Annotated in this window: 22 protein-coding genes, 1 rRNA gene and 1 riboswitch; of the genes, 3 read left to right on the forward strand and 20 right to left on the reverse strand. The window is 73.2% G+C overall.

Features of this window, described 5'->3' with window-relative positions; translation table 11 throughout:
• Positions 1-41: 41 nt before the first annotated feature.
• From pheT to infC, 7 genes are all read right to left on the reverse strand, one after another.
• The gene (gene pheT / locus ACIQVD_RS15725) at positions 42-2,552 is read right to left on the reverse strand and encodes a phenylalanine--tRNA ligase subunit beta (RefSeq protein WP_402289470.1); all 2,511 of its coding nucleotides are present in this window, start codon (positions 2,550-2,552) and stop codon (positions 42-44) included.
• Positions 2,552-3,673 (reverse strand): phenylalanine--tRNA ligase subunit alpha, encoded by a 1,122-nt coding sequence (pheS, locus tag ACIQVD_RS15730; protein ID WP_400689742.1) that lies wholly within the window; start codon positions 3,671-3,673, stop codon positions 2,552-2,554. Before pheS ends, pheT begins: the two co-directional genes overlap by 1 nt.
• 127 nt (positions 3,674-3,800) lie before the next feature.
• Entirely contained in the window at positions 3,801-4,889 is a 1,089-nt protein-coding gene (locus ACIQVD_RS15735; RefSeq protein WP_400689745.1) for an ATP-binding protein, read from the reverse strand.
• 45 nt (positions 4,890-4,934) lie between these two features.
• The gene (locus tag ACIQVD_RS15740; protein WP_400689748.1) at positions 4,935-5,804 is read right to left on the reverse strand and encodes a TrmH family RNA methyltransferase; all 870 of its coding nucleotides are present in this window, start codon (positions 5,802-5,804) and stop codon (positions 4,935-4,937) included.
• Positions 5,805-5,907: 103 nt separating this feature from the next.
• Entirely contained in the window at positions 5,908-6,294 is a 387-nt protein-coding gene (gene rplT / locus ACIQVD_RS15745) for a 50S ribosomal protein L20 (RefSeq protein WP_100835355.1), read from the reverse strand.
• 104 nt (positions 6,295-6,398) lie between these two features.
• Positions 6,399-6,593: a 50S ribosomal protein L35 gene (rpmI, locus tag ACIQVD_RS15750; RefSeq protein ID WP_030268653.1), complete on the reverse strand. Its 195-nt coding sequence runs from the start codon at positions 6,591-6,593 to the stop codon at positions 6,399-6,401.
• Positions 6,594-6,726: 133 nt separating this feature from the next.
• Positions 6,727-7,440 carry a translation initiation factor IF-3 gene (infC, locus tag ACIQVD_RS15755; protein WP_100835356.1) on the reverse strand — a complete coding sequence of 238 codons (714 nt, stop codon included), beginning with the start codon at positions 7,438-7,440 and terminating at the stop codon, positions 6,727-6,729.
• 460 nt (positions 7,441-7,900) lie between these two features.
• On the opposite strand from infC, the gene ACIQVD_RS15760 reads away from it, so the two are divergent.
• Positions 7,901-8,275 (forward strand): DUF1844 domain-containing protein, encoded by a 375-nt coding sequence (locus ACIQVD_RS15760; protein ID WP_400689752.1) that lies wholly within the window; start codon positions 7,901-7,903, stop codon positions 8,273-8,275.
• 74 nt (positions 8,276-8,349) lie between these two features.
• On the opposite strand, the gene gcvP is transcribed toward ACIQVD_RS15760, so the two are convergent.
• A complete protein-coding gene (gene gcvP / locus ACIQVD_RS15765; protein ID WP_400689755.1) occupies positions 8,350-11,223 on the reverse strand; it encodes an aminomethyl-transferring glycine dehydrogenase in 2,874 nt (957 codons plus the stop codon).
• Positions 11,224-11,442: 219 nt separating this feature from the next.
• A riboswitch (glycine riboswitch) is annotated at positions 11,443-11,549 on the reverse strand.
• A gap of 189 nt (positions 11,550-11,738) precedes the next feature.
• Between gcvP and ACIQVD_RS15770 the strand changes: the two genes are divergently transcribed.
• Both ACIQVD_RS15770 and ACIQVD_RS15775 read left to right on the forward strand, forming a co-directional pair.
• Positions 11,739-12,851, forward strand: coding sequence for a PRC and DUF2382 domain-containing protein (locus ACIQVD_RS15770; RefSeq protein ID WP_402289478.1), 1,113 nt, complete (start codon positions 11,739-11,741; stop codon positions 12,849-12,851).
• A 162-nt stretch (positions 12,852-13,013) separates the two neighbouring features.
• The gene (locus tag ACIQVD_RS15775; RefSeq protein ID WP_402289481.1) at positions 13,014-14,483 is read left to right on the forward strand and encodes an MFS transporter; all 1,470 of its coding nucleotides are present in this window, start codon (positions 13,014-13,016) and stop codon (positions 14,481-14,483) included.
• A 103-nt stretch (positions 14,484-14,586) separates the two neighbouring features.
• Here ACIQVD_RS15775 and ACIQVD_RS15780 read toward each other — a convergent pair whose 3' ends face one another.
• The 12 genes from ACIQVD_RS15780 to rrf all read right to left on the reverse strand — a co-directional run.
• Positions 14,587-15,960 carry a DNA polymerase IV gene (locus ACIQVD_RS15780; RefSeq protein WP_400689764.1) on the reverse strand — a complete coding sequence of 458 codons (1,374 nt, stop codon included), beginning with the start codon at positions 15,958-15,960 and terminating at the stop codon, positions 14,587-14,589.
• A gap of 60 nt (positions 15,961-16,020) precedes the next feature.
• Entirely contained in the window at positions 16,021-16,758 is a 738-nt protein-coding gene (locus ACIQVD_RS15785) for a vancomycin high temperature exclusion protein (RefSeq protein WP_402289485.1), read from the reverse strand.
• A 64-nt stretch (positions 16,759-16,822) separates the two neighbouring features.
• Positions 16,823-17,500 carry a MerR family transcriptional regulator gene (locus ACIQVD_RS15790; protein WP_402289487.1) on the reverse strand — a complete coding sequence of 226 codons (678 nt, stop codon included), beginning with the start codon at positions 17,498-17,500 and terminating at the stop codon, positions 16,823-16,825.
• A 270-nt stretch (positions 17,501-17,770) separates the two neighbouring features.
• A complete protein-coding gene (locus tag ACIQVD_RS15795; RefSeq protein ID WP_030463664.1) occupies positions 17,771-18,244 on the reverse strand; it encodes a bifunctional nuclease family protein in 474 nt (157 codons plus the stop codon).
• A 96-nt stretch (positions 18,245-18,340) separates the two neighbouring features.
• Positions 18,341-19,084, reverse strand: coding sequence for a MerR family transcriptional regulator (locus ACIQVD_RS15800; protein ID WP_400689794.1), 744 nt, complete (start codon positions 19,082-19,084; stop codon positions 18,341-18,343).
• Between the two features lie 65 nt (positions 19,085-19,149).
• Positions 19,150-19,692, reverse strand: a complete 543-nt coding sequence (locus ACIQVD_RS15805) for an FHA domain-containing protein (RefSeq protein WP_318552205.1) — start codon at positions 19,690-19,692, stop codon at positions 19,150-19,152.
• 502 nt (positions 19,693-20,194) lie between these two features.
• Positions 20,195-21,094, reverse strand: a complete 900-nt coding sequence (locus tag ACIQVD_RS15810; protein WP_402289491.1) for a DUF881 domain-containing protein — start codon at positions 21,092-21,094, stop codon at positions 20,195-20,197.
• Between the two features lie 9 nt (positions 21,095-21,103).
• The gene (locus ACIQVD_RS15815; protein WP_030463668.1) at positions 21,104-21,436 is read right to left on the reverse strand and encodes a small basic family protein; all 333 of its coding nucleotides are present in this window, start codon (positions 21,434-21,436) and stop codon (positions 21,104-21,106) included.
• Positions 21,433-22,485, reverse strand: coding sequence for a DUF881 domain-containing protein (locus tag ACIQVD_RS15820; RefSeq protein WP_402289494.1), 1,053 nt, complete (start codon positions 22,483-22,485; stop codon positions 21,433-21,435). The genes ACIQVD_RS15815 and ACIQVD_RS15820 overlap by 4 nt, the downstream gene beginning before the upstream one ends.
• A gap of 134 nt (positions 22,486-22,619) precedes the next feature.
• A complete protein-coding gene (locus ACIQVD_RS15825; RefSeq protein ID WP_400689779.1) occupies positions 22,620-25,115 on the reverse strand; it encodes a sugar phosphate nucleotidyltransferase in 2,496 nt (831 codons plus the stop codon).
• A gap of 125 nt (positions 25,116-25,240) precedes the next feature.
• On the reverse strand, positions 25,241-25,852 hold the full coding sequence (locus ACIQVD_RS15830) for a CDP-alcohol phosphatidyltransferase family protein (RefSeq protein ID WP_400689782.1): 612 nt from the start codon (positions 25,850-25,852) through the stop codon (positions 25,241-25,243).
• A 101-nt stretch (positions 25,853-25,953) separates the two neighbouring features.
• A 5S ribosomal RNA gene (rrf, locus tag ACIQVD_RS15835) occupies positions 25,954-26,040 on the reverse strand; the annotation flags it as partial.

Consider the following 26,040-nt stretch of genomic DNA (forward strand, 5'->3'; position numbering starts at 1 on the left):
GCTCCCCCACCCGGGGGACGCGACGGGGCTCCGACGGGCCGTCAGGCCCCGCGCAGCACCGCGCCGGTGCGCTCGGCGGCCACCGCGACCGCCGACGCGCGGGCCGCCGACGCCTCGTCGGCCGTCAGCGTCCGGTCGGCGGCCCGGAAGCGCAGCGTGTACGCCAGCGACTTCTTGCCCGCGCCCGCCTGCTCGCCGGTGAACACGTCGAACAGCCGCAGCGACTCCAGCAGTTCGCCCGCGCCCTCGCGCAGCGCCGCCTCCACGTCCGCGGCGTGCACGCCCGCGTCCACGATCAGCGCCACGTCCTGGGTCGCCACCGGGTAGGCGGAGACCGGCGGGCCGGAGACCCGGCGGCCGTCCTCGAACAGCAGGTCCAGGTCGAGCTCCATCGCGCTGGTGCGCTCCGGCAGGTGCAGCGCCTTGACGACGCGCGGGTGCAGCTCGCCGGCGTGGCCGACGACCTCCTCGCCGACCAGCAGCTCGGCGCAGCGCCCCGGGTGCCACGGCGCGTACTGCGCCTGGCGGACCGTCAGCTCCACGCCCGCGGCGGCGGCGACCACCCGGGCCGCCTCGACCGCGTCCGCCCAGCCGGACGGCGCGCCCTTGCCCCACCAGCCGGACGGCAGCCGCTCGCCGGTCAGCGCGACGGCGACCCGGCGCGGCTGGTCCGGGAGGGCGGCGTCCAGCTCGGCGAGCTGCTCCTCGGTCGGGCGGCGGTCCACCGGCAGCCGCGGCGCGACCTTCGGCTCGGCCTTGGGCAGGAACACCGTGCCGGTCTCGAAGATCGCCAGGTCGGTGTTGCCGCGCCCGACGTTGCGCCGCAGCGCGCCCAGCAGGCCCGGCAGCAGGGTGGTGCGCAGCGCCGGCTCGGCGTCGTTCAGCGGGTTGACCAGCTTGACGGTGCGGCGGCGCGCGTCGTCCGCGTCCAGCCCGAGGCCGTCGAAGGAGGCGTCGCCGACGAACGGGTACGCGTTGATCTCCACGTAGCCCGCGCCGGCCAGCGCCACGCCGACCCGGCGGTGGAAGCGCTGCGCCTCGGACAGGCCGCGCCCGGGCGGGGTGACCGGCATCCGGGCCGGGACGTTGTCGTAGCCCTCCAGCCGGATGACCTCCTCGGCGAGGTCGTACGGGTCGGTCAGGTCGGGCCGCCAGGACGGCGGGGTGACCTCCAGGACGTCCGCCCCGACGACGGTGCAGCCGACCTCCTGCAGGCGGCGGGTGACCGTCTCGCGGCCGTACTCGGCGCCGGCGACGCGGTCGGGCAGGTCGGCGTCGATCGGGATGGTGCGCACCGGGTGCGGGGCGGCGATGTCGGTGACCCCGGCCTCGGCGGTGCCGCCGGCGATCAGCACCAGCAGGTCGACGGCGCGCTGCGCGGCGGCCCGGGCGGCCTCCGGGTCGACGCCGCGCTCGAAGCGCCTGGACGCCTCGGAGGGCAGCTTGTGGCGCTTGGCGGTGCGGGCGATGGCGACCGGCTCGAAGTGCGCGGCCTCGATGATGATCTCGGTGGTGCCGCTGGCCAGCCCGGTCTCCGGGTCGACGACCGGGTCGAGGATCTCGGTGCTGGCGCCGCCCATCACGCCGGCCAGGCCGATCGGGCCGGAGTTGTCGCAGATCAGCAGGTCCTCGGCGGACAGCTCGCGCTTGACGCCGTCCAGCGTGGTGAGCTGCTCGCCCGCCACCGCCCGGCGGACCTGGATCGGCCCGTCGACGCGGTTGCGGTCGTAGGCGTGCAGCGGCTGGCCGACCTCCAGCATCACGTAGTTGGTGATGTCGACGGCCAGCGAGACCGGGCGGATGCCGGACTTCTGCAGGCGGCGCTGCAGCCAGATCGGCGACTTCGCGCCCGGGTCGACGCCGGTCACGGTGCGCGCCACGAAGCGGTCGCAGCCCACCGGGTCGGCGACCTTCACCAGGTAGCCGTACGCGTTGGCCGGCGGCACGTCCAGCAGCGCCGGGTCGGCCAGCGGCAGGCCGTACGCGGCGGCGGCCTCGCGGGCCACGCCGCGCATCGACAGGCAGTAGCCGCGGTCGGGGGTGACCGCGATGTCGAGCACCTCGTCGACCAGCTGGAGCAGCTCGATCGCGTCGGTGCCGGGCTCGTACTCGGGCGGCAGCACGATGATGCCGTGGTGGTCGTCGCCCATGCCCAGCTCGCGGGCGGAGCAGATCATGCCGGCCGAGGTGTGGCCGTAGGTCTGCCGGGCGGAGATCGGGAACGGGCCGGGCAGCACGCCGCCGGGCAGGATCACCACGACCTTGTCGCCGACCTGGAAGTTGGTGGCGCCGCAGACGATCTCCTGCGGCTCGCCGGTGCCGTTGGCGCCGCCGACGTTGACGAAGCAGTGCCGGATCGGCTTCTTGAAGCCGCTCAGCTCCTCGATCGAGAGCACCTCGCCGACCACCAGCGGGCCCTTGACGTCGGTGCCGAGCTGCTCGACGGTCTCCACCTCGAGACCCGCGCGGACCAGCCGGGCCGCGACGTCGCGGCCGGTCTCGCCCGCCGGCAGGTCGACGTACTCGCGCAGCCAGGAAAGCGGGACGCGCATCAGATCTCCATCCCGAACGGGAGGGTGAAGCGGACGTCACCCTCGACCATGTCGCGCATGTCGGCGACGTTGTGACGGTTCATCAGGATCCGCTCCAGGCCCAGGCCGAACGCGAACCCGCTGTAGCGGTTCGGGTCGATGCCCGCGGCGACCAGCACCCGCGGGTTGACCACGCCGCAGCCGCCCAGCTCGATCCAGCCCTCCGAGGAGCAGGTCCGGCACGGACGGTCGGGGTTGCCCACCGAGGCGCCGCGGCAGACGAAGCACTGGAGGTCGATCTCGGCGCTGGGCTCGGTGAACGGGAAGTACGAGGGCCGCCAGCGCAGCTCCAGGCCGCCGCCGATCAGCTTCTCCACCAGCACCTCGATGGTGCCCTTGAGGTGGCCGAAGGTGAGGCCCTCGTCCACCGCGATCGCCTCGACCTGGCGGAACACCGGGGTGTGGGTGGCGTCCAGTTCGTCGGTGCGGTAGACCCGGCCGGGGCTGACCGCGTACAGCGGCGGCTCGCCGGCCAGCATCGCCCGGATCTGCACCGGCGAGGTCTGGGTGCGCAGCACCATGCCGGAGTCGGCGGTGCCGTCGGGGGCCTCGACGAAGAAGGTGTCCTGCATCGAGCGGGCCGGGTGGTCGGCGTGCAGGTTCAGGGCGTCGAAGTTCAGCCACTCCGCCTCGACCTCGGGGCCGGACGCCACCTGGTAGCCCATCGCGACGAAGGTGTCCTCGATGCGCTCGGCGAGCGTGGTCAGCGGGTGCCTGGCACCGCGCGGCACCCGGCCGTACGGCAGGGTGACGTCCACCGCCTCCTCGACCAGCACCCGGGCGTCGCGCTCCGCCTCCAGCTCGACCTGGCGCTCGGCCAGGGCCCGGTTGACGGCGCCGCGGGCCTGGCCGATCAGCTTGCCCGCGGCGGCCTTGGCCTGCGGGGGCAGGGCGCCGATCTCGCGGTTGGCGAGCGACAGCGGGGAGCGGTCGCCGGTGTGCGCGACCTTCGCCTGCTTGAGCTCGTCGAGGTCGGCGGCGGCGGCGAAGGCGGCGAGCGCCTCGTCCCGGGCCTGTTCCACCACCTCGGGCTTGAGGGCCTCGACCTCGACCGGGTCGTACGACTTATTGGGTGCCGACATCTCTATCTTTCCCGTGCTCCTGCTCGTGATCAGGTCTGCTGCGTCGCCGGGCGTCCAGGAACGCCAGGGGTCGAGTGTAGTCGCAGGCCGCGACCCCCCACGGCGGCGGACCGCGCCGCGGTCCGGGTCAGAGCATGAAGTCGGGGACGCCCGCGGGCAGCACGAACCGGAACCTGGCGCCGCCGCCGTCGGCCCGGCTGATCCGGATCACCCCGCCGTGCGCCTCCACGATGCCCTTGACGATGTACAGGCCCAGGCCGGTGCCGCCCCGCCTGGAGCCCCGCCAGAACCGGGTGAACACCCGCGGCATCGCCTCCTCCGGGATGCCGGCGCCCTGGTCGCTGACGATGACGGCGGTGCCCTCGATCGTCCGGGGCGGCGTCCCGGCCCGCTCCACCAGCTCCTTGGCCGGCCCGACCTCGATGGTCACGGTGCCCTCGCCGTGCCGGACCGCGTTCTCCAGCAGGTTGGCCAGCACCTGGTCGAGCTTGTCCGGGTCGCCCCACTGCTCGGCCGGCGGCCCGGCCACCCGGATGTCGAAGCGCTCGGCGGGGATGCCCGCCGCGACCTTCCCGGCCACGTGCCGGCGGACCGCCGCCGCCAGGTCGATCCGCTGCTTGCGGATCTCCAGCCGGCCGGCGTCGATCCGGGAGATGTCCAGCAGTTCGGCGATCAGCCGCACCACCCGGTCGGCGTCCGCGTCGACGGTCTCCAGCATGACCCGCTTCTGGCCGTCGTTGAAGCGCTCCCACTTGGCCAGCAGCGTCGCCGTGAAGCCCTTCACGCTGGTCAGCGGCGAGCGCAGCTCGTGCGCGACGGTGGCGATCAGCTCGGCGTGCGAGCGCTCGGTGCGCCGCCGCGCCTCGGTGCCGCGCAGCGTCACCACCACCTGCCGCACCGGCCCGGCCGCCCGCTCGCGCACGTACCTGGCGCACACCAGCACCTCGCGCCCGTCCAGCAGCAGGTTCCGCTCGGGCTGCCCGGTGCGCACCGCGAGCCCGCCGTACGGGTCGGTGAGCGGCCACCAGCGGCGGCCGTCCAGGTCCTCCAGCGGCAGCGCCCGCTCCAGCGGCACGCCGATCGCGCGGTGCGCGGAGCGGCCGGTGATGCGTTCCGCGGCCCGGTTGAAGACCACCACCCGGCCCTGCCCGTCCGCGACCACCAGTCCGTCCGGCAGGTCGTCAGGTTCGACCGCTGCCCAGTTGACGCCGCCCATGGGTGTCCTCCCCCGCCCGCCCCCTCGCCGGCCCAGGGACCGACCCTAGCGCGCCCGGCCCTCGGCGCGACACCCGTCGTGGGAGCGCTGGGCGCGCGCGGAGGCGTACAGGCACACGGCGGCCGCCGTGGCGAGGTTCAGGCTCTCCGCGTGCCCGTGGATGGGCACCCGCACCACCTCGTCCGCCAGCGCGCGGGTCTCCTCCGGCAGGCCCCAGGCCTCGTTGCCGAACACCCAGGCGCACGGGCCCTCCAGGGTGCCCTCGTCCAGCTCCTGGTCGAGGTCGCGCCGCCCGGCCCCGTCCGCGGCCAGCACCCGCACCCCGGCCGCCCGCAGCCGGGCCACCGCCTCCTCGACCGGCACCCCGGTCGCCACCGGCAGGTGGAACAGGCTCCCGACGGACGCCCGGACCGCCTTCGGGTTGTACGGGTCCACCGAGGCGTCGGTGAGCACCACCGCGTCCGCCCCGGCCGCGTCCGCGGTGCGCAGCACGGTGCCCGCGTTCCCGGGGTCGCGCACGTGCGCGAGCACCGCGACCAGCTTCGGGCGGGCGGCCAGCACCTGCTCGAACGGGGTGTCGATGAACCGGCACAGCGCCACGATGCCCTGCGGGGTGACGGTGTCGCAGATGTCCGCGACGACCTCCTCGGTGGCGGTCAGCACCGGCCGTCCGGCGTCCCGCGCGGCGGCCACGATCTCCGGGTGCCGCTCGGCCGCCTCCGCCGTCACGTACACCTCGACCACGGCGTGCTCGCCGTCCGGCAGCCGCCCGAACGCCACCGCCTCCCGGACCGCCTGCGGGCCCTCGGCCAGGAAGCGCCGCTCCTTGCCGCGCTGGTTGCGCTTGGCCAGCCGGCGGGCGGCGACGACGCGCGGGGAGCGCAGGGAGGTCAGCAGGGGGGTCTCGGTGCTCATGCTCACGATCTTCGTCACGGGCGGGCGGGGGCGCGGTACGCGACGGACCCGCAGGCCGGGCGGCCTGCGGGTCCGGGGCAACGCTTCGGGGCGACGGCCTGGATCAGGCGGCGACCTTGGGGGCGTTGACGTCCTCCGGCAGCGCCTTCTGGGCGACCTCGACCAGGGCGCGGAACGCCACCGAGTCGTTCACCGCGAGGTCGGCCAGCATCTTGCGGTCGATCTCGACGCCCGCGGCCTTGAGGCCCTGGACGAAGCGGTTGTAGGTGATGCCGTTGGCACGGGCAGCGGCGTTGATGCGCTGGATCCAGAGCTGGCGGAAGTCGCCCTTGCGCTTCTTGCGGTCGTTGAAGTTGTAGACGAGCGAGTGGGTGACCTGCTCCTTGGCCTTGCGGTACAGGCGCGAGCGCTGACCGCGGTAGCCGGAGGCCCGCTCGAGGATGACCCGGCGCTTCTTGTGGGCGTTCACTGCCCGCTTGACGCGTGCCACTTCATTACTCCTTGGTTCCGGACCTCGGATCGTGCCGGCGGTCCGTTATTCGATTCGGTCGGTAAGGATCAGCGGGTGCCCGCGGCGGCGCCGCGGGCGGGCGATCACTTGCCGAGAAGCTTCTTGATCTTCTTCGCGTCGCCCGGGGCCATCTCGGCGTTGCCGGCCAGCTTGCGGGTCAGCGTCGAGGGCTTGTGCTCGAGCAGGTGGCGACGGCCGGCACGCTCGCGCAGCACCTTCCCGGAGCCAGTGATCTTGAAGCGCTTGCTGGCGCCGCTGTGCGTCTTCTGCTTCGGCATGTCGCCGTATCTCCTCGTCGGTCCGTTCCGGCCCGCGCCGTGCGGCGCGGGCCGGAACTGGATGGATCTCGTCTCCAGGGCGGGACGCCCCGGAACCGGGTGCCTCGGCCTCCCGGCTCCCGAACCCGAAGGCTCAGGCGTCCTGGGCGGCCTCGGCGGGCTGCTCGACCTCGGCGGCCTCGGCGTCGTCGTCCGCGGTCTCGGCGGCCTCGGTCTCCTCGACCTCGTCCACCTCGCCGTCCACGTCGTCCGCCTGGTCCGCAGCCGGTCCGCGACCCTGCCGCTCCGCCTTGCGGGCGTCAGCGGCGGCGCGGGCCTCGGCCATGGCCTCGGTCTTCTTCTTGTGCGGGCCGAGAACCATGATCATGTTTCGGCCGTCCTGCTTCGGAGCGGACTCCACGAAGCCCAGGTCCTGGACGTCGTCCGCGAGCCGCTGCAGCAGTCGGAAGCCCAGCTCGGGGCGGGACTGCTCACGACCGCGGAACATGATCGTGATCTTGACCTTGTCACCCTGCTTGAGGAACCGGACGACGTGACCCTTCTTGGTGTCGTAGTCGTGCGGGTCGATCTTCGGCCGGAGCTTCATCTCCTTGATGACCGTGTGCGCCTGGTTCTTGCGCGCCTCACGGGCCTTCATGGCCGACTCGTACTTGAACTTGCCGTAGTCCATGAGCTTGCACACCGGCGGTCGCGCCGTGGCGGCGACCTCGACCAGATCCAGGTCGTACTCCTGGGCAAGCTCCAGCGCCTTCGCGAGCGGGACGATGCCGACCTGCTCGCCGCTGGGACCGACGAGTCGCACCTCGGGGACGCGAATCCGGTCGTTGATGCGGGGCTCGGTGCTGATGGGGCCTCCTCGGTTGCACCTTTTCCGATGCGGCCGTCGGGCGGCGGTCGCACGTAGTGGTTTCGACCACTGGGCGGGGCTTCATTCATGCTCCGCTGCCGCTGCCCTCTGGCAGGAGCACCGAACGCACGAAAAAAGCCCCGCACGGTACAGGCGGGGCTCCACACGTTCCGGGATGTCCTGACGGACACCACTGGCAGCGGGCAATCCTCGCGGCGCCCACCACGGACCGGACCCGCCGGCCCTTCGGCCGATCAGGTGGGAGACTTTCGCGGTTGCCCTCTCGGGCCTCCTGGAGTGGAGCCTCCACTTGCTGGCCGGGCAACCCGAAGGCTCGCCTGGCCGGTCAGTCTCGAATCATACCAGCGTTCCGGGGCCGACCGGTATTCCGACCCCCCGCCACCCGCCTTGTACGCTCCATCCGTACCCCGCTTTCGCACCAGCACTCCGGAGTGACGCCTTGACCAGCCAGCCCGACCACGCGCCCGAGTCCGACCAGGCCCTCGGCTTCGACGACCTGACCCGTGACATCGCCGAGGTCCCCGCCGTCGAGGTGATCACCACCGTCGCCGTCCACCTGATGAGCGCCGCCGCCGTCAAGTGCGGCCTCGCCGAGGGCGGCGAGGCCGACAAGGACCTCGACGAGGCCCGCAAGCTGATCACCGCCCTGGCCGGCCTGGTCACCGCCGGAGCCCCCGAGATCTCCAACTTCCACGCCGCCCCCCTCCGCGACGGCCTCCGCTCCCTCCAGCTCGCCTTCCGCGAGGCCTCCCTCGTCCCCGACGCCCCCGGCACCGGCCCCGGCGAGAAGTTCACCGGCCCCGTCTACTCCTGACACCCCCGGGCCCCGGGGCCCCACGCCGAAGCCGCCCGGCCGGGGGAACTCCCCCGGCCGGGCGGCTTCCGCGCTCACGCGTCGTACTCGTCCAGCGGCGGGCACGAGCAGACCAGGTTCCGGTCGCCGTACGCGCCGTCGATCCGCCGCACCGCCGGCCAGTACTTGTCCGCCGGGTTGACGCCCGCCGGGAAGACCGCCTCCTCGCGGGTGTACGGGTGCGCCCACTCGCCGGCCAGCATCGCCGCGGTGTGCGGGGCGTTGCGCAGCGGGTTGTCGTCCGCCGCCCACTCGCCCGCGCCGACCTTCTCGATCTCGCCGCGGATGGCGATCATCGCCTCGCAGAACCGGTCGATCTCGTGCAGGTCCTCGGACTCGGTCGGCTCGATCATCAGCGTCCCGGCGACCGGGAACGACATGGTCGGCGCGTGGAAGCCGTAGTCGATCAGCCGCTTGGCGATGTCGTCGACGCTGACGCCGGTCTCCTTGCTGAGCGGCCGCAGGTCGATGATGCACTCGTGCGCGACCAGCCCGCCGGGGCCGGTGTAGAGCACGGGGTAGTGCGGGGCGAGCCGCTTGGCGATGTAGTTGGCGTTCAGCACGGCCACCTGGGTGGCGCGCTTGAGTCCCTCGCCGCCCATCAGGCGGACGTACGACCAGGAGATCGGCAGGATCGCCGCCGAGCCCCAGGGCGCGGCCGAGATCGGGCCGACGCCGGTCGCGGGGCCGGCCTCGGCCTGGAGCGGGTGGTTGGGCAGGTACGGCGCGAGGTGCGCGCGCACCGCGACCGGGCCGACGCCGGGGCCGCCGCCGCCGTGCGGGATGCAGAAGGTCTTGTGCAGGTTGAGGTGCGAGACGTCCGCGCCGAACTTGCCGGGCTTGGCCAGGCCGACCAGCGCGTTGAGGTTGGCGCCGTCGACGTACACCTGGCCGCCGGCCTCGTGGACGAGCTCGCAGATCCGGGTGATCTCGGTCTCGAACACGCCGTGGGTGGACGGGTAGGTGACCATCAGCACGGCCAGCTGCTCGCCGTGCTGGGCGATCTTCGCCTTCAGGTCCTCGACGTCCACGTCGCCGTCGGCCAGCGTCTTGACGACCACGACCCGCATGCCGGCCATCGCCGCCGAGGCGGCGTTGGTGCCGTGCGCGGAGGACGGGATCAGGCAGACGTCGCGCTGGGTGTCGCCGTTCGCCCGGTGGTAGGCCCGGACGGCCAGCAGGCCGGCCAGCTCGCCCTGCGAACCGGCGTTGGGCTGGATCGAGACGGCGTCGTAGCCCGTCACCTCCACCAGCTGCTGCTCCAGCTCCCGGATCAGCGTGAGGTATCCGGCCGCCTGGTCGACCGGCGCGAACGGGTGCAGCTGCCCGAACTCGGGCCAGGTGACCGGCTCCATCTCGGTGGTCGCGTTGAGCTTCATGGTGCAGGAGCCCAGCGGGATCATGCCGCGGTCGAGCGCGTAGTCGCGGTCGGAGAGCCGGCGCAGGTAGCGCAGCATGGCGGTCTCGGAGCGGTGGCTGTGGAAGACCGGGTGGGTGAGGTACTCGTCCTCGCGCAGCAGCCCGGCGGGCAGCGCGTCGGCGTCCTCGGCGATCTCGGCGCCCTCGACCCCGAACGCGGCGAACACGGCCGCCAGGTGCGCGCGGGTGGTGGTCTCGTCGCAGGACACCGACACCCGGTCGCCGTCGACCCGGTGCACGTTGACGCCGCCGGCCAGCGCCGCGGCGACGACCTGGTCGGCCCGGCCGGGCACCACGGCGGTGACGGTGTCGAAGAACGCGTCGTGGGCGAGCTCGACGCCGCCCGCGCGCAGGCCGGCGGCGAGCGCGGCGGCGTAGCGGTGGGTGCGGCGGGCGATGTCGGCGAGGCCGTCGGGGCCGTGGTAGACGGCGTACATGGAGGCCATCACGGCGAGCAGCACCTGCGCGGTGCAGATGTTGGAGGTGGCCTTCTCGCGGCGGATGTGCTGCTCGCGGGTCTGCAGGGCGAGCCGGTAGGCGCGGTTGCCGTCGGCGTCGACGGAGACGCCGACCAGGCGGCCGGGCAGGTTGCGGGCGTACTCGGCGCGCACGGCCAGGTAGCCGGCGTGCGGGCCGCCGAAGCCCATCGGGACGCCGAAGCGCTGCGAGGTGCCGCAGGCGATGTCGGCGCCGAGCTCGCCGGGCGAGCGCAGCAGGGTGAGGGCGAGCAGGTCGGCGGCGACGGCGACCACCGCGCCGAGCCCGTGCGCCTGCTCGATGACGGCCTTCGGGTCCCGGACCGCGCCGGACGCGCCGGGGTACTGGAGCAGCACGCCGAACACGCCGCGCTCGGCGATCTCGGCGGGGATGCCGTCGGACAGGTCCGCGGTGACGACCTCGACGCCGGTCGGCTCGGCGCGGGTCTCGATCACGGCGAGGGTCTGCGGCAGGGTGTCGGCGTCGACCAGGAAGACGCCGGCCTTGTTCTTGGTGACGCGCCGGGCCAGCGCCATCGCCTCGGCGGCGGCGGTGCCCTCGTCGAGCAGCGAGGAGCCGGAGGTGTCCAGGCCGGTCAGGTCGGCGACCACGGTCTGGAAGTTGAGCAGCGCCTCCAGGCGGCCCTGCGAGATCTCCGGCTGGTACGGGGTGTAGGCGGTGTACCAGGCCGGGTTCTCCAGCACGTTGCGCAGGATGACCGGCGGGGTGAAGGTGCCGTAGTAGCCGAGGCCGATCATCGAGGTGAGGACCTGGTTGCGGCCGGCCAGCTCGCGCAGTTCGGCGAGCACCTGGGCCTCGCTGCGGCCGGCGGGCAGGCCGAGCGCGGTGAGGCTGCGGATGGCGTCGGGGACGGCGGCGTCGGACAGCTCGTCCAGGGAGGCGTAGCCGACCTGGGCCAGCATCTTCTGCTGGGCGTCGCTGTCGGGGCCGATGTGGCGGTGCTCGAAGGGGCTGGCCTGCTCAAGGTCGCTGAGCGTCGGCTGGGCGTTCATGGGGGTCGGGCCTCCTGGTCGCGGACCGGCGGTGGTACGCACGCGGTCGGCGGCCGTGGGAGCGCCTGGGCGTACGAACCCGTCAGCCTCCCCCTCTGTCATCGGTACCTGAGAGCTTCGCACGTCCGGACCGCGCGGGCCCGCCCGGCTTGCACCGTCGGCGAGGGCCGGGTCGGCCGGCTCCGGTGCCGACCGTCCTGCCCTGCTTTCCAGAGTGACCTGGCCCGTTCGGTACGGATGCCTGAGAGATTCCGGGGAGGGGTTGCTCCTTCGGCGCCCCGCACCCCGCCGTTCGGGCGGTTCCGGGACTCTCCCGAGCGGGCTCGGCGGTCGCCTCCGAGGTTACCAGCGCGGGCCTCCCGTATCACCGGTGCGGCCCTGTGATCTGCCCCGGACGGCGGTGTCCGGGGTGCCGCCGTCCGTGACGTGCCGTTTGGTGTGAAGTGGCGGCCCGGCACGCTCCTCCGGCCGCCTCCGGACGGATCTTCCCAGGAGCAGCAGGACTGGAGGACAGCGTGCAGACCGATATCGATCCGCGCGACCTGATCGGACACAAGGCGGTCGACCGGAACGGTGACAAGATCGGCACGGTCGACGAGGTGTACCTGGACGACGCCACCGGCGAACCGGAGTGGGCGGCCGTCCGCACGGGGATCTTCGGCCGGGACGCCTTCGTCCCGCTGACCACCAGCGAGTTCGCGGGCGACGAGCTGCGCGTCCCGTACGACAAGTCGCTGATCAAGGAGTCGCCGGACTTCGGCGTGGGCCAGCACCTCTCGCCGGCCCAGGAGCTGCAGCTGTACCGCTACTACGGGCTGGACACGGGCGGCGACGCCGGTTCGGGCCGGGCGGCGGTGGACGGCACGGCAGCGGCGACCGGGACGGCAGCGGCGGCCGGGACCGCCGGGGCGGCGGCGACCGCGAAGGAGCACCCGCGCGAGGAGCCCGCGGCGCCCGCCGCGGACCGCGACTTCGGCACCGTCGCCTCCTCCCCCACCCCGGCGCCCGCCCCCGGCGCCGCCGCCGCGGCCCCGGCCGCCCACGCCGCGGGCAGGCACCAGCAGGCCCAGCCGCAACCGCGGTCGCAGCAGCAGCAGCAGCCGTCCGCCCGGTCGGCCGCGGCAGAGCCGACCGCGCCGGTGGAGATCACCTGCCGCGAGGAGCGGATCGACATCAGCACCGAGTGGCACGAGGTGGGCACCACCCGGCTGCGCAAGTACGTGACCACCGAGCAGGTGGAGCGCCGGGTGCCGGTGGTGCGCGAGCGGGTGCGGGTGGAGCGGATCCCGGTGTCGGACGCGGAGCGGGCGGCGCTGAGCGAGCAGGAGATCGCCGAGGCGGTCGAGGAGGTCACGCTGCGCGAGGAGCGCCCGGTGGTGCACAAGTACCTGGCGCCGATCGAGCGGGTGCGGCTGGTGGTGGAGCGGTACACCGAGGAGGAGGTGGTCCGCGAGGAGCTGCGCCGCGAGCAGGTGGAGGTGCACGACGCGACCACCGGCGAGGGGGACGGCGAGGGGCCGCGGCAGCGCCAACCGTGGAACGCGCAGCCGCAGTCGCCGGCGGCCCGGCCGCAGTCGGCCGCGAACGGCAGCGCGGAGCACGCCCGCCCGGAGCCGCTGCGCTCCTGACGGCCCGTCGGCCGTCCGGCCCCGGCCCGCTCCGGCGGGTCGGGGCCGGCGCTTTGCCAAAGCTTCACCGATCGATATTTGACAGGGTGAAGCATCTCCCGACATCGTTACTTCAGTCCCTGCACTATCGCCTTTCTGAAGCAACCTGTCGGAGGAGTCCCCGTGAGTGAGGCACCACAGCCCACCCCCACGGCCGCCAAGCCCACCAGCGCCCGGGTCCTGCCCGCCCTGATCCTGGCCATGCTGGCCTTCAGCGTGGTGCAGACCGCGGTCGTCCCGATCCTGCCGGGCCTGGCCCGCGAGCTGAACGTCTCGGGCTCCAACATCACCTGGCTGATGACCGCCAACCTGCTCTCCGCGGCGGTGCTCACCCCGCTGCTGGGCCGCTTCGGCGACCTGCGCGGACGCAAGCCCATGCTGCTGGTCTCGCTGGCCGGCCTGGTGCTCGGCTCCGGCCTCGCGGTGGCCACCCACTCCTTCACCTGGCTGGTGGTCGCCCGGGTGCTGCAGGGCGCGGGCGGCGGCGTGCTGCCGCTGGCGATCAGCATCGTCCGCGACGAGCTGCCCCGGCACAAGGTGACCGGCGGCGTCGCCGCGATCTCCGCCTCGATGGGCGTCGGCTCCGGCCTCGGCCTGGTCGCCACCGGCCTGCTGCTGGAGCACTGGAGCTACAAGTCGATCTTCTGGATGGGCCTGGTCTTCGGCCTGATCGCGGTCCTGCTGGTGGTCCTGCGGGTCCCCGCCGACCCGGTCACCGACAAGGAGGGCGGCGCCGACCCGCTCGGCGCGCTCACCCTGGCCGGCTGGCTCTCCGCCCTGCTGGTCGCCGTCAGCCAGGGCAACCACTGGGGCTGGACGTCCACCCGCACCCTCGGCCTGTTCGCCGTCGCCGCCGTGGTCGCCCTGGTCTGGCTCCTGGTCGAGTCAAAGGTCACCCACCCGCTGGTCGACCTGTCGATGATGGCCCGCCCCGCCGTCGCCTTCACCAACATCTCCGGCCTGCTGATCGGCTTCGGCATGTACGGCTCGTTCATGGTGATCAGCAACTTCGCGCAGACCCCGGAGAAGCTCACCCACTACGGCTTCACCGCCACCGTCCTGCACGCCGGCGTCATGCTGCTGCCCTCCGCGATCGGCTCGATGGTCGCCGCCCCGCTCGGCGCCCTGCTGATCGCCCGCCGCGGCCCCCGCCTCCCGCTGGTGCTCGGCGGCTTCCTCGGCGCCGTCTCGATGGCCTACCTGGCGCTGCGCCACGGCGCCGAGTTCGACATCTACTTCTCCTCCGCGGTCTTCGGCCTCGGCGTCGGCCTCGCCTACGCCGCGATGCCCGCCTACATCAACGGCGCCGTCCCCGCCGAGCAGTCCGGCATCGCCAACGGCATGAACGCCGTGCTGCGCACCGTCGGCGGCGCGGTCGGCACCGCGGTGATGAGCGCGATCCTCACCGGCGACATCCTCAAGCTCCCGGTGCCGATCCAGCTCCCCACCGAGAACGCCTACCGGAACGCCTTCTGGGTGGCCGGCGCGATGTGCCTGGTGGCCGCCGCCGTCCCGTTCGCCATCCGGGCCGTCAAGTCCGCCCCGGCCCCCGCCGAGCAGGCCGCCCCGGCCCTCACCAAGACCGACGCCTGACGGCGTCCCCCTCGCGTACTGGACACACGCGAGCAGCAGGAGCACCCCCCGCCACGGGCATCGGCGGGGGGTGCTCCTGCTCCCTCCGCCCCCCGCACGCCCTTCACCCCGCCGGGGGCCGCAGCGGCAGCGCGCCCGAAGCCTCCAGCTCCTCGTCCCCGACCGCGAACGTCCGCACCCGGCCCACCCCCGAGTACGGCGTCTCGAAGCGCACCGTCACCCGGCCGACCCCGCTGCCCTGCACCCAGCCGGGGCCGAACTCGCGGTGCGTCACGTCCTGTCCGGGCCACCAGCGCCGGGCCGCCGGATCGGCCGCCACCGGCTCCGCCACCGCCTCCTCGACCACCGCCGCCGTCCCCGACTCCCGCTCCTCCCGCTCCAGTTGGGCGAACAGGTCCTCCTGGGTGTAGTCCGCGAGCTGCGCGACGCCCACGCCCAGCAGCCGCACCCCGCCGGTGACGTCGACCTGGAGGGCCAGCCGGCGCGCCGTCGCCGCGATCACCTCCTCGTCGTCCGTCGGCCCGCGCAGCGTCTCGGAGCGGGTCAGCGTCGAGAAGTCGAAGCGGCGGACCTTGAGCACCACCGTCCGCCCGGAGCGCCCGGCCGCCCGCAGGCGGCGCACGCACCGCGCGGCGAGCTGCTCGATCTCGCGCAGGATGCGGTCCCGGTCGGCCAGGTCGACCTCGAAGGTGTCCTCCACCGACACCGACTTGGCGTCCCGGTCCGGCACCACCGGCCGCTCGTCCCAGCCGATCGCCATCTGGAACACGCCCGCCCCGTGCGCCTTGCCGAGCAGCCCGACCAGCTCCCCGAACCCGGCCTCCGCCAGGTCCGCCACCGTGGTCAACCCGGCCCGGCGCAGCGCCTGTTCGGTGGCCGGGCCGATCCCGGGCAGCGCCCGCACCGGCATCGGGGCCAGCACCGCCCGCTCGGTGCCGGGCTCGACCAGCACCAGCCCGTCCGGCTTGGCCCGCTCGGAGGCGATCTTCGCCATCAGCTTGGAGGCCGCGGCGCCGACCGAGGCGGTCAGCCCGGTGCGCTCCAGGATGTCGGCCCGCAGGTCCTCGGCCAGCGCCAGCACCAGCTGGGCGCCCGCCGCGGGCGTGGACGCGGCGGCCAGCGCGGGCCCGTACGGCCCGGCCTCCAGGTCGACGAACGCCTCGTCCAGGCTGAGCGGCTCGACCAGCGGGGAGCGCTCCCGCAGCAGGCCCATCACGATCTCGCTGTTGGCCCGGTACGCCTCGAACCGGCCGGTCAGGAACGCCGCGTTCGGGCAGAGCCGGCGGGCCTGCGCCATCGGCATCGCCGAGTGCACGCCGAACTTCCGGGCCTCGTAGGAGGCGGTGGAGACCACGCCGCGCCCGCCGAGGCCGCCGACGACGACCGGCTTGCCGCGCAGGCTCGGCTTGGACGCCTGCTCCACCGCGGCGAAGAAGGCGTCCATGTCGAGGTGGATGATGCTCGGCACGGTCCGCACCGCCCGATCATCCCGCGCCCCACCGACAATCCCCCGGCGCTCCCCCGGCGCGGCCCCGGCTCAGCCGGTCCCGCCCGCCCCCGCCGCGTCCGCGTCCGCGAGCGCCCGCGCCACCCCGTCCTCGCGCGGCCCCAGCAGCGTCGGGTCCGGCCGCAGCAGCACGTTCACCGCCGCCTTCAACGCACCGCCGACCTCCCGCGCCTCGCCGTACTCCCAGGTGACGTCGTGCCACTCCTCCACCCCGACCCCGTACGCGTCGATCCCGGCCGCCGCGCACAGCGCCAGCGCCCGCCGGACGTGGAAGGTCTGACTGACCAGCAGCGCCCGGTCGACGCCGAAGATCCGGTGCGCCCGGCTGCACGAGTCCCAGGTGTCGAAGCCCGCGTAGTCGCCGACCACCCGCACCGCGGGCACCCCGCGGTCGATCAGGTAGCCGCGCATCGCGTCGGTCTCGTCGTACCGGACGGTGCCGTTGTCGCCGGTCACCAGGATCGCCCGCACCTTGTGCGCCCGGTACAGCTCCAGCGCCGCGTCCAGCCGGTGCGCCAGGTACGGGGAGGGCGCGCCGTCCATCAGCCCCGCGCCGAACACCACCGCGACCGGCGCCTCGGGCGCGTCGGCCACCGTGCCGACCCGCCCGGACTGGGTGAGGTGCAGCCAGGCGTCCGGCGCCAGCCCCAGCGCGGAGCAGAGCACCACCGCCTGGAACCAGCGGCGCTGCCGCCGCCGGTCCACCGGGCGCACCGCGCGCCACACCGCCCGGGCCCGCCGCCCCGCACACCTCAAGATCGTCGACACACGGACCAGGACGGCCCGGACCGGCCCACCGGTTCCCCGACCCGGCCGGACGGCCGCCGCGCCGTCAGCCCGCGCGGTTGCGGCGCTGCGCCAGCTCGTCGCCCGGGTCGTCGCCGAGCAGCGTCTCGCCGGTGTCGGTGCGCTCGCCGTGCAGCCGCCCCAGGGTGGCCTCCAGCTCCTGCCGGACCGCGCCGACCGCGATGCCGAACACGCCCTGGCCGCCGTTCAGCAGGTCGACCACCTGCTGCGGCGAGGTGCACTCGTAGACCGTCGCCCCGTCGCACATCAGGGTCAGCCCGGTCAGGTCGGCCGGGTCGGCGGACTGCAGGTGGGTGACGGCCACCCGGATGTTCTGCAGCGACACGCCGGCGTCCAGCAGCCGCTTGACGATTTTCAGCAGCAGAATGTCCCGGAAGCTGTACAGCCGCTGCGCGCCCGCCGGGTACGCGGAGCGCACCGAGGGCTCCAGCAGCCCGGTGCGCGCCCAGTAGTCGAGCTGCCGGTAGGTGATGCCGGCCGCGGCGCAGGCCGTCGGGCCGCGGTAGCCGACCAGCGCGGAGGTCGGGGCGAGCCGCTCGATCGCGGGCTGCCCGGGCTGGACGGCCGGGAAGCGGCCGAGCCGCGGCAGCTCCTCCGCCTCGGGTTCGGGCCGCCAGGGCCGCCCGATCAGAGCCCGGCCGGCGCGCGGCAGGTGCACCGCGCACAGCGCTCCGGAACGCGTCTCGTCGCCGGTGCCGCTCATCGCCAACCTCCGTCCATTCCGCCCAAGGCCCCACGGGACCCGCAGGAGCCCTGCCGGGCCCCGGGCTGCGGGTGGCCCGTCCGGCGGGCCATCACCTGACGGTAGGCAGTCGCCAAAGCACCGTCAACGATCGCCACGCCGGGGGCTTCCAGAAACTTCACCCCATCGAGTGGTTATTCGTGCCCCATGCGCGGGTAGCGGAATGGTTTTCCGGTCGAGCCGAGTTGCGGCGCACCGCCGACCGGGCTAGCGGAACGGGGGGCCCGGGGCCTACTGCGGGCCGCCCCCGAAGTCCTCCGGCGAGACCTGGTCCAGGAACTCCCGGAACTTCTCGACCTCGTCCTCCTGCTCGTCCGGGATCGAAATGCCGGCCTCCGCCAGCACCTCCTCGCTCCCGTAGATCGGCGTACCGGTGCGCAGCGCCAGCGCTATCGCGTCCGAGGGGCGCGCGCTCACCTCGACACCACCGGCGAACACCAGCTCCGCGTAGAACACCCCGTCCCGCAGATCGTTGATCCGCACCTCGGTCAGCTGCTGCCCCAGCGCGCCGAGCACGTCCTTGAACAGGTCGTGCGTCAGCGGCCGCACCGGGGTCATGCCCTGCTGGGCGAAGGCGATCGCGGTGGCCTCCCCCGGCCCGATCCAGATCGGCAGGTAGCGGTCACCGCCGACCTCCCGGAGCAGCACGATCGGCTGGTTGGAGGGCATCTCCACCCGGACACCCACGACGTCGAGCTCATTCACACCAGCAACCCTATGGCGCGCGCCCCCGATAGGAAAGCGCAGCAGGCAGCGGCCACCGCGATCAGGACCGCCGCCCGCCCCCGCGCCACCGGCCGTTCAGCCCCGGGAGCGCAGCCCCGCCTGCACCATCGCCGCGTGCAGCCGCACCGACAGGGTGGCCAGTTCCCGCGCCGTCGCCTCCGCGTGCGCGCGGGTCTGCGGGTTGCGGTGCCGCCGCAGCGGCGCCACCACCTGCTCCACCAGCGCCACCTCGCGCTCCGCCGCCGCCTTCATCGCCCGCAGGTGCCGCGGCTCCAGGCCGAACCGGCCCAGCTCCGCCACCAGCCGCGCGATCTGCAGCGCCTCCCCGTCGTACCCGCCGTCCGGGCCCGGCTGCACCAGGCCGTACGACTCCCACTCGACGAGTTCGCGCTCCTGCGCCTCGGCCGCCGCGATCAGCTCGGCCCGGCCCAGCCGCACCCCGCTCGGCCCGGCGGCCGCGGCCGCCAGCTCCCGGTCCGCCTCCTCCAGCGGCCCCGGACGGGACTCCGCCCCCGGCAGCGCCGGCGGCTGCTCGCCGCGCTCGATCGCGTCCAGGTGCTCGCGGATCACCCGCAGCGGCAGGTAGTGGTCGCGCTGCATCCGCAGCACGTACGCCAGCCGCTCCACGTCCGCCGCCGAGAACTTCCGGTAGCCGGACGGGGTGCGCTGCGGCTCGACCAGGCCCTCCGCCTCCAGGAAGCGGATCTTGGAGATCGTCACCTCCGGGAAGTCGTCCCGCAGGAAGGCCAGCACCGCGCCGATCGACAGCAGCTCGTCACCCCGCCGGCGCGCCTCGCCCGTGCGGCGCGAGGCCGGCACGGGCGAGGACCCGAGGGACGGGGTAGGAATCTGTGGGGTCACTCGGGCTCCAAACGGAGAAGTGGTCAGTACCCCCGGTGGTGGCTGGCGAAGAACACCAGCCGGTACTTCCCGATCTGCACCTCGTCGCCGTTGCCGAGCAGCACCTCGTCGATCCGCTCCCGGTTCACGTAGGTGCCGTTCAGGCTGCCCACGTCCGCGACCGAGAAGCCGCCGTCGGGCTGCCGACGGAACTCCACGTGCCGACGCGACACCGTCACGTCGTCCAGGAAGATGTCGCCCTGCGGGTGCCGCCCCGCCGTGGTCACGTCCGAGTCCAGCAGGAACCGGCTGCCCGAGTTCGGGCCGCGCTGCACGATCAGCAGCGCCGAGCCCGGCGGCAGCGCGTCGATCGCCGCCATCACCTCGGCCGACAGCGCCGGCGTGGCACCCGTCGAGGTCGCCGTCGGGTCGTACGACTCGATGCCGGAGATCGAGATGGTCGAGGTGGTCTCGGCCGCGCCCTCCGGGAACCCGCCGCCACGCAGCTGAGTACCGCAGTTCGAGCAGAACCGGGCCTGGGCCGGGTTCCGGTTCCCGCACCGCGGGCACGGGCTGGTGCCAGCCATGTTCACAGCCTCCTGGCGCGGCACACCCGACTGGACGTGCCCGGCATAGGGGTCCGGGGCAAACCCTCCACCGGAGGTTGAGGGTCCTGCCGGGAAACCTATGCGCGGCCCGCCCGGGGAATCAACCGACGCGCCGTAGGCCCCGTCGAACTGCCCGGTCGGGATGCCCGCACCCTGGGTCACGTCGTCCCGGTACATCGGGCGCTGCCCCTCCGGCGCCGGACGCATCGGGGGCACCCCGGCGTCCTCCTGCCGGTAACGCGCGGTCGGCGCCTCGGCGGCCTTCTTGTTGCGGCCGAAAAGCTTCGAGAGAAAACTCACGGGCGAATCCCCTTGCGTGTGACAGAACCGCCCGCGGGGCAGGGTTCAAGGCTCGGTGTGGCGGTGGGCCCGGCATCCGGCCGGGGACTGACGAACGGTAAGACCCAGTGTCGCCGACCCGCCGCGGAAACCCACCACCGGGGGCTGCCCGCAGCTGACGAACCGTACGGAGCGCGCCCCGTCACTTCGCCGCCGGCTTGCCGTACTGCAACGGCTTCGGGGTGGCCAACGCGTCCACCAGCACCTTCTGCTGCTGGACGATGGTCGCCCGCGCCTGGTGGTTCTCCAGGCTGCGCACCACACCACCGGGAATGTTGAGCGCCGGAGCCAGGTCCTGCGGGTTGCCCACGACGGTGAAGCGGAACGGCTGCGAGACGCTCTTCCCGTCGATCTGCACGCCGCCGCCCGACGAGTTGTCGGTGAAGTACGTACCGGCCACCACGCGCACGTCGTTGATCTGAATCGCCTCCGCCCCCGCCGCTCGGAGTTCCTGCAGGGTGTCCAGCAGCATATCCGCCTTCACCTGCCCTTGGGGATCATCGATCGTCAGCACGATCCCCGGGCCGGTCGCCTTCTCCGTCCCCGCCAGCACGCCCAGTTCGGCCGCCTTCTTGCGGGTCTGCTCCTGGGCCTCCTTGGCCTGGTTGGACGAGTTCTCCAACTGCGCCAGGGACTGCTCCAGCTGCGTCCGCTCCGACTGCAGGCGCTGCTGCTTCCCGTCCAGCTCGTCCAGGATGCGCACCAGGTCCTCCTGCCGGGCCCCGCGCAGCTCGCTGTGGTCGTTGGTCGACCGCACCTGGATCGCCAGCGCCAGCCCCAGCGCGAACAGCAGCAGCGCCACCACCAGCTGCCCCCGCGACACCCGCGGCGGCCACACCGCCGCCCTCAGCCGGGTCCGCCCGTCCGCGGGCGGCTCCACCGGCTCCGACCCCGCGGACGCCACCACCGGCGGCTCCCCGGACGCCTCCCGCGCCGCCGCCGCGGACCGCGCGCCGGGCGTGTCCCCCGTCTCCGGCACCACCGGCACCTCCGGCTCCGGCCGTCCCGCGTCCCGCTCCCGCGGCTCCCGCTCCTCGCTCACAGCCGCTCCCTACGCCCTGAACACGTGCCGGCGGATCGCCGCCGCGTTCGAGAAGATCCGGATGCCCAGCACCACCACCACGCCGGTGGACAGCTGCGACCCCACGCCCAGCTGGTCGCCCAGGAAGACGATCAGCGCCGCCACCACGACGTTCGACAGGAACGACACCACGAAGACCTTGTCGTCGAAGATCCCGTCCAGCATCGCCCGCACGCCGCCGAACACCGCGTCCAGCGCCGCCACCACCGCGATCGGCAGGTACGGCACCACCGCGTTCGGCACCTCCGGCTGCACGAACACGCCGACGATCACGCCGATCACCAGACCCAGTACGGCAATCACGGTGTAGCAGCTCCTGTTCCAGTGGAAGTGGACTTCGTCGCGGTCGACCGCGCGGACTTCGACGGCGCCGCACCCGGCGACCCCGAGGGCGCACCGGACGGCGACGGTGAAACGGACGGGGACGACGAGGGGGAGGACGACGGCTCGGCCGAGGACTCCGGGGACGGGGACGCCTCCGGCCCGGCCACCCGGAGCGTCACGCCCAGCGCGGCCGGCAGCGTCAGCGACTTCTGCGCCGACACCGTCGACCGGATGCCGTAGCTGTCCTGGATGATCTTCAGGTAGCGGCCGCCCTCGTTGTCCTGGAAGGCCTGCGCCAGCCGCGGCCCGTCCCCGATCGCCAGCACCGTGTACGGCGGCACCAGCGGCCGGTTGTCCACCAGGATCGCGTCGCCGGCCGCCCGGATCGCCGACAGCGCGGTCAGCCGCTGCCCGTTCACGGACACCGCCTCCGCGCCGGCCAGCCACAGCCCGTTCACCGCGTACTGCAGGTCGTGGTCCTTGACCCGGCCGTCCTTGCCGTAGCCGCCGGTGTTCCGCGGATCGCTGACGTTGCCGCCCGAACCGCTCCCGGACGCGTCGTCGATCACCAGCTTGACGCCCGGCCCGGTGATCTCCCCGGTCCCGGTGCGCGCCGCCAGCTGCGCCGCCGCGCTGTCGTCGCCGGTCTGCAGCGCCGCCTCCTGGGCCTTCTCGACCCTGTCGCGGTCCGCCTCGACCTGCCGCTGCAACTCGTCCGCCGCCTTGTTGGCGTCGTTCACCCGGGTCACCAGGGCGTCCCGCTCCTGGGCCAGGACGGGCGCCGCGGCGTGCGTGTTCACCGCCCCGACCGTCACCACGACCGCGGCCAGCGCCAGCCCCAGGGCCAGCACCAGCCGCCCCCTGGCCGTCGACGGCATCCGGGAGCTGCCCTCCGCCCCGCGCGCCCGGGCCGCCGCCGCGTACCCGTCGTCGAGCGAGTGCTCCATGACCGTGGTCAGCAGGGACATCGAGGCGTCCGGGCGGCGGAAGCGCCCCTCCGGGTCACTCGGCGTCGGCGTTGCTGGCATGCGCCACATCGTTTCACGACCACGAGGTGCCCCACGACCAGCCCCGGGCCCCGCAGGAGGGTTTCGGCACAGGATCGTGACAAACACCGGTGGGGGCGGACCCGCGGGCCCGCCCCCACCGGGATTTCTCCGCACTACCTCCCGGCGCCGTCCACGACCGCGGCCCACTCGTCGAGCAGCCGCTCGGTCGCCTCGTCGTCCGGGCCCTCCGCCCACAGGTGGGTGACGGCCTCCGCCGGGTCCGGCAGGACCAGCGTCCACCGGCCGTCCGGCTCGACCACCCGCACGCCGTCCGTGGTGTCCAGCTTCCGGTTCCCGGCCGCCTCCACCACCGAGCGCATCACCATGCCCTTGGCGGCCCACGGCGTCGCGATGTCCCGCTTCTGGATGTGCGCCTGCGGGATGCGCGCGTCGATCTGGCTCAGCGTCAGCTGCGTCCGCGCCACCAGGCCGACCAGCCGCACGAACGCCGCCGCCCCGTCCAGCACCCCGGAGAACTCGGGCACCACGAAGCCGCCGCGCCCGTCGCCGCCGAAGATCGTGCCGTCCGCCGCCGCGGCCTTCGCCAGGTCGTCCGGCGAGGTCGTCGTCCAGATCACCTGGGTGCCGTGGTACGCCGCCACCTGCTCGGCGATCCGGGTCGTCGTCACCGGCAGCGCCACCTGCCCGGAACGGCGCTCGGCCGCCACCAGGTCCAGCAGCACCAGCAGCGCCCGGTCGTCCTGGATCACCCGACCGAGCTCGTCGACGAAGGACACCCGCTCACCCACCGGGTCGAACCGCACGCCGAACGCGGCCTGCGAGGAGGCCACCAGCCCGCCCAGCCTGGCCAGCGCCGCCTTCCGCTCCTCGGCGCCCTCGGTCGGCTTGGACTCGTCCAGACCGCCGGCCACCGTCAGCGCCTCCACCCCGAGCCGCCCCAGGATGCTCGGCAGCACCAGCCCGGCACTGCCGTGCGCCGCGTCCACCACGACCTTCAGCCCGGCCTCCCGCACCCCCGAGGTGTCCACCGACCGCAACAGGTTCGTCGCGTACGAGTCGAACACGCTCGCCGGGTGCAGCAGGTCGCCGATCTCGCCCGGGAACGCCCGCCGGAACTCCTGCCGCGCGTACACCCGGTCCAGCTTCCGCTGCCCGGCCTGCGACAGGTCAGCCCCGCGCTCGTCGAAGAACAGGATGTCCAGCGAGTCCGGCACCCCCGGCGTGGTGCGCAGGAAGATCCCGCCCGCGCTCCCCCGCGCCGTCGCCTGCCGGGCCACCGGCATCGGCACGTTCTCCAGGTCCCGGACGTCGATCGCGCTGGTCTGCAGCGCCGAGATCATCGCCCGCTTCAACGCCCGCGCACCACGCGAGTGGTCACGCGCGATGGTGACCGTCGCGCCCTTCTTCAACGTGGTCGCGTACGCCCCCGCCAGCCGCACGGCCAGCTCGGGCGTGATCTCCACGTTCAGGATGCCCGACACGCCGCGCACCCCGAACAGGTGCTCCTGGCCCCGGGACTCCCAGATCACCGAGGTGTTGACGAACGCGCCGGCCTCGATCGTCTTGAACGGGTAGACCTTGACGTTGCCCGCGACGATCGACTCCTCGCCGATCAGGCACTCGTCACCGATCACCGCCCCCTCGTCGATCCGGGCGGCCCGCATCACGTCGGTGTTCTTCCCGACCACGCAGCCGCGCAGGTTGCTCTGCGGCCCCACGTACACGTTGTCGTGCACCACGGCCTTGTGCAGGAACGCCCCGCGCTTGACGACCACGTTCGACCCCAGCACGGTGTGCTCGCGCAGCTCCACGCCGGCCTCGACCTTGGCGTAGTCGCCGATGTACAGCGGCCCCCGCAGCACGGCCTCCGGGTCCACCTCCGCACCCTCGGCCACCCACACGCCCGGCGAGATCTCGAACCCGTCCAGCTCGACCTGGACCTTGCCCTCCAGGACGTCCGCCTGGGCCTTCAGGTAGCTCTCGTGCGTGCCCACGTCCTCCCAGTAGCCCTCGGCGACGTAGCCGAAGACCGGCTTGCCCTCCTTGAGCAACTGCGGGAACACGTCGCTCGACCAGTCGACCGACTCGCCGGCCGCCACGTAGTCGAAGACCTCCGGCTCCATCACGTAGATACCGGTGTTCACGGTGTCCGAGAACACCTGCCCCCAGGTCGGCTTCTCCAGGAAGCGCTCGACCTTCCCCTCCTCGTCCGTGATGGTGATACCGAATTCCAGTGGGTTCGGCACCCGGGTCAGGCACACCGTCACCAGCGCGCCCTTCTCCCGGTGAAAGGCAATCAGATCGGAGAGGTCGAAGTCCGTCAGTGCGTCGCCGGAGATCACCAGAAAGGAATCGTCCCGCAGCGCGTCCTCGGCGTTCTTCACGCTGCCGGCCGTGCCCAGCGGGGTTTCCTCGTTGGCGTAGGTGAGGTGCATGCCCAGTTCTTCGCCGTCACCGAAGTAGTTCTTGACCAACGAGGCCAGGAACTGCACGGTCACCACGGTGTCATTGAGGCCGTGTCGCCTCAGCAGCCGCAGCACGTGCTCCATGATCGGCCGATTGGCCACCGGCAGCAGCGGCTTGGGCATGCTGGAAGTCATGGGGCGGAGTCGGGTGCCCTCTCCGCCCGCCATCACAACGGCTTTCATTACGGGTGCGTCCTCCTTCGCGGTGGTGAACCCCTGCGGGTCCATCAAACCGGTCCGACGCATCCCTACCCGGAAGCAAACGTCCGACTCACCGCGGAGGGCGTGTAAAACGTCTCAGGCTGATCTCAAACGGCAGCAGCGTGCTCCGCCTGGAGGATCTGCCGGGCCTGCACCGCATACAGCGCACCGGCCCACCAGTACAGCGTCGTCCCCCACCAGATGAACGCCCAACTCACCACTCCCGCAACCTGGTGCACCCACCCTGTGCCCACCCCCAGCAGCAGAAGCGGAAACGCGTACATCAGATTGAACGTAGCCGCCTTCCCGAGGAAACTCACGTTCAACGGCCCGTAACCCGCCCGGTTGAGCCGCAACAGCACCACCCCGACGAACGCCTCCCGCGCCACCAGCAGCGCCGTCAGCCACCAGGGCAGAATCTCCCGCCAGGTCAGACCCACCAGCGTCGACACGATGTACAACCGGTCCGCGGCCGGGTCCAGCAACTGCCCCAGCCGGCTGATCTGCCCCCACCGCCGGGCCAGCTTCCCGTCCAGGTAGTCACTGACCCCGCTCAACATCAGAACGACAATCGCCCACCCGTCGTTCTTCGGCCCCCCGAAGACCGGCCACAGCACCAACCACAGGAAGATCGGCACGCCCACCAGCCGAGCCATGCTCAGCAGGTTCGGGATCGTGAGGACCCGGTCGGTCTGAACGCGCGTCTCCTGGACCTCCACTGTGCGGAGCCTCCTGTTTTCACCACCGACAACTGTGCGGGACCGACCCTACAACAAGAAAGCCCCCTGACATCCCGTCAGGGGGCTTTCCCACAAAGATTGTTCGGCGGCGTCCTACTCTCCCACAGGGTCCCCCCTGCAGTACCATCGGCGCTGTGAGGCTTAGCTTCCGGGTTCGGAATGTAACC

Source organism: Kitasatospora sp. NPDC090308, from assembly GCF_044769485.1.
Classification (GTDB): Bacteria; Actinomycetota; Actinomycetes; order Streptomycetales; family Streptomycetaceae; genus Kitasatospora; species Kitasatospora fiedleri.

Bases quoted from the DNA above. Each gene is read 5' to 3' on its own strand.
- ACIQVD_RS15790 (WP_402289487.1), bottom strand. From the start codon at position 17,500: ATGAGCGGCACCGGCGACGAGACGCGTTCCGGAGCGCTGTGCGCGGTG.
- pheS (WP_400689742.1), bottom strand. From the start codon at position 3,673: ATGTCGGCACCCAATAAGTCGTACGACCCGGTCGAGGTCGAGGCCCTC.
- gcvP (WP_400689755.1), bottom strand. From the start codon at position 11,223: ATGAACGCCCAGCCGACGCTCAGCGACCTTGAGCAGGCCAGCCCCTTC.
- rpmI (WP_030268653.1), bottom strand. From the start codon at position 6,593: ATGCCGAAGCAGAAGACGCACAGCGGCGCCAGCAAGCGCTTCAAGATC.
- ACIQVD_RS15805 (WP_318552205.1), bottom strand. From the start codon at position 19,692: ATGGCTGGCACCAGCCCGTGCCCGCGGTGCGGGAACCGGAACCCGGCC.
- ACIQVD_RS15735 (WP_400689745.1), bottom strand. From the start codon at position 4,889: ATGGGCGGCGTCAACTGGGCAGCGGTCGAACCTGACGACCTGCCGGAC.
- pheT (WP_402289470.1), bottom strand. From the start codon at position 2,552: ATGCGCGTCCCGCTTTCCTGGCTGCGCGAGTACGTCGACCTGCCGGCG.
- ACIQVD_RS15825 (WP_400689779.1), bottom strand. From the start codon at position 25,115: ATGAAAGCCGTTGTGATGGCGGGCGGAGAGGGCACCCGACTCCGCCCC.
- ACIQVD_RS15740 (WP_400689748.1), bottom strand. From the start codon at position 5,804: ATGAGCACCGAGACCCCCCTGCTGACCTCCCTGCGCTCCCCGCGCGTC.
- ACIQVD_RS15820 (WP_402289494.1), bottom strand. From the start codon at position 22,485: ATGCCAGCAACGCCGACGCCGAGTGACCCGGAGGGGCGCTTCCGCCGC.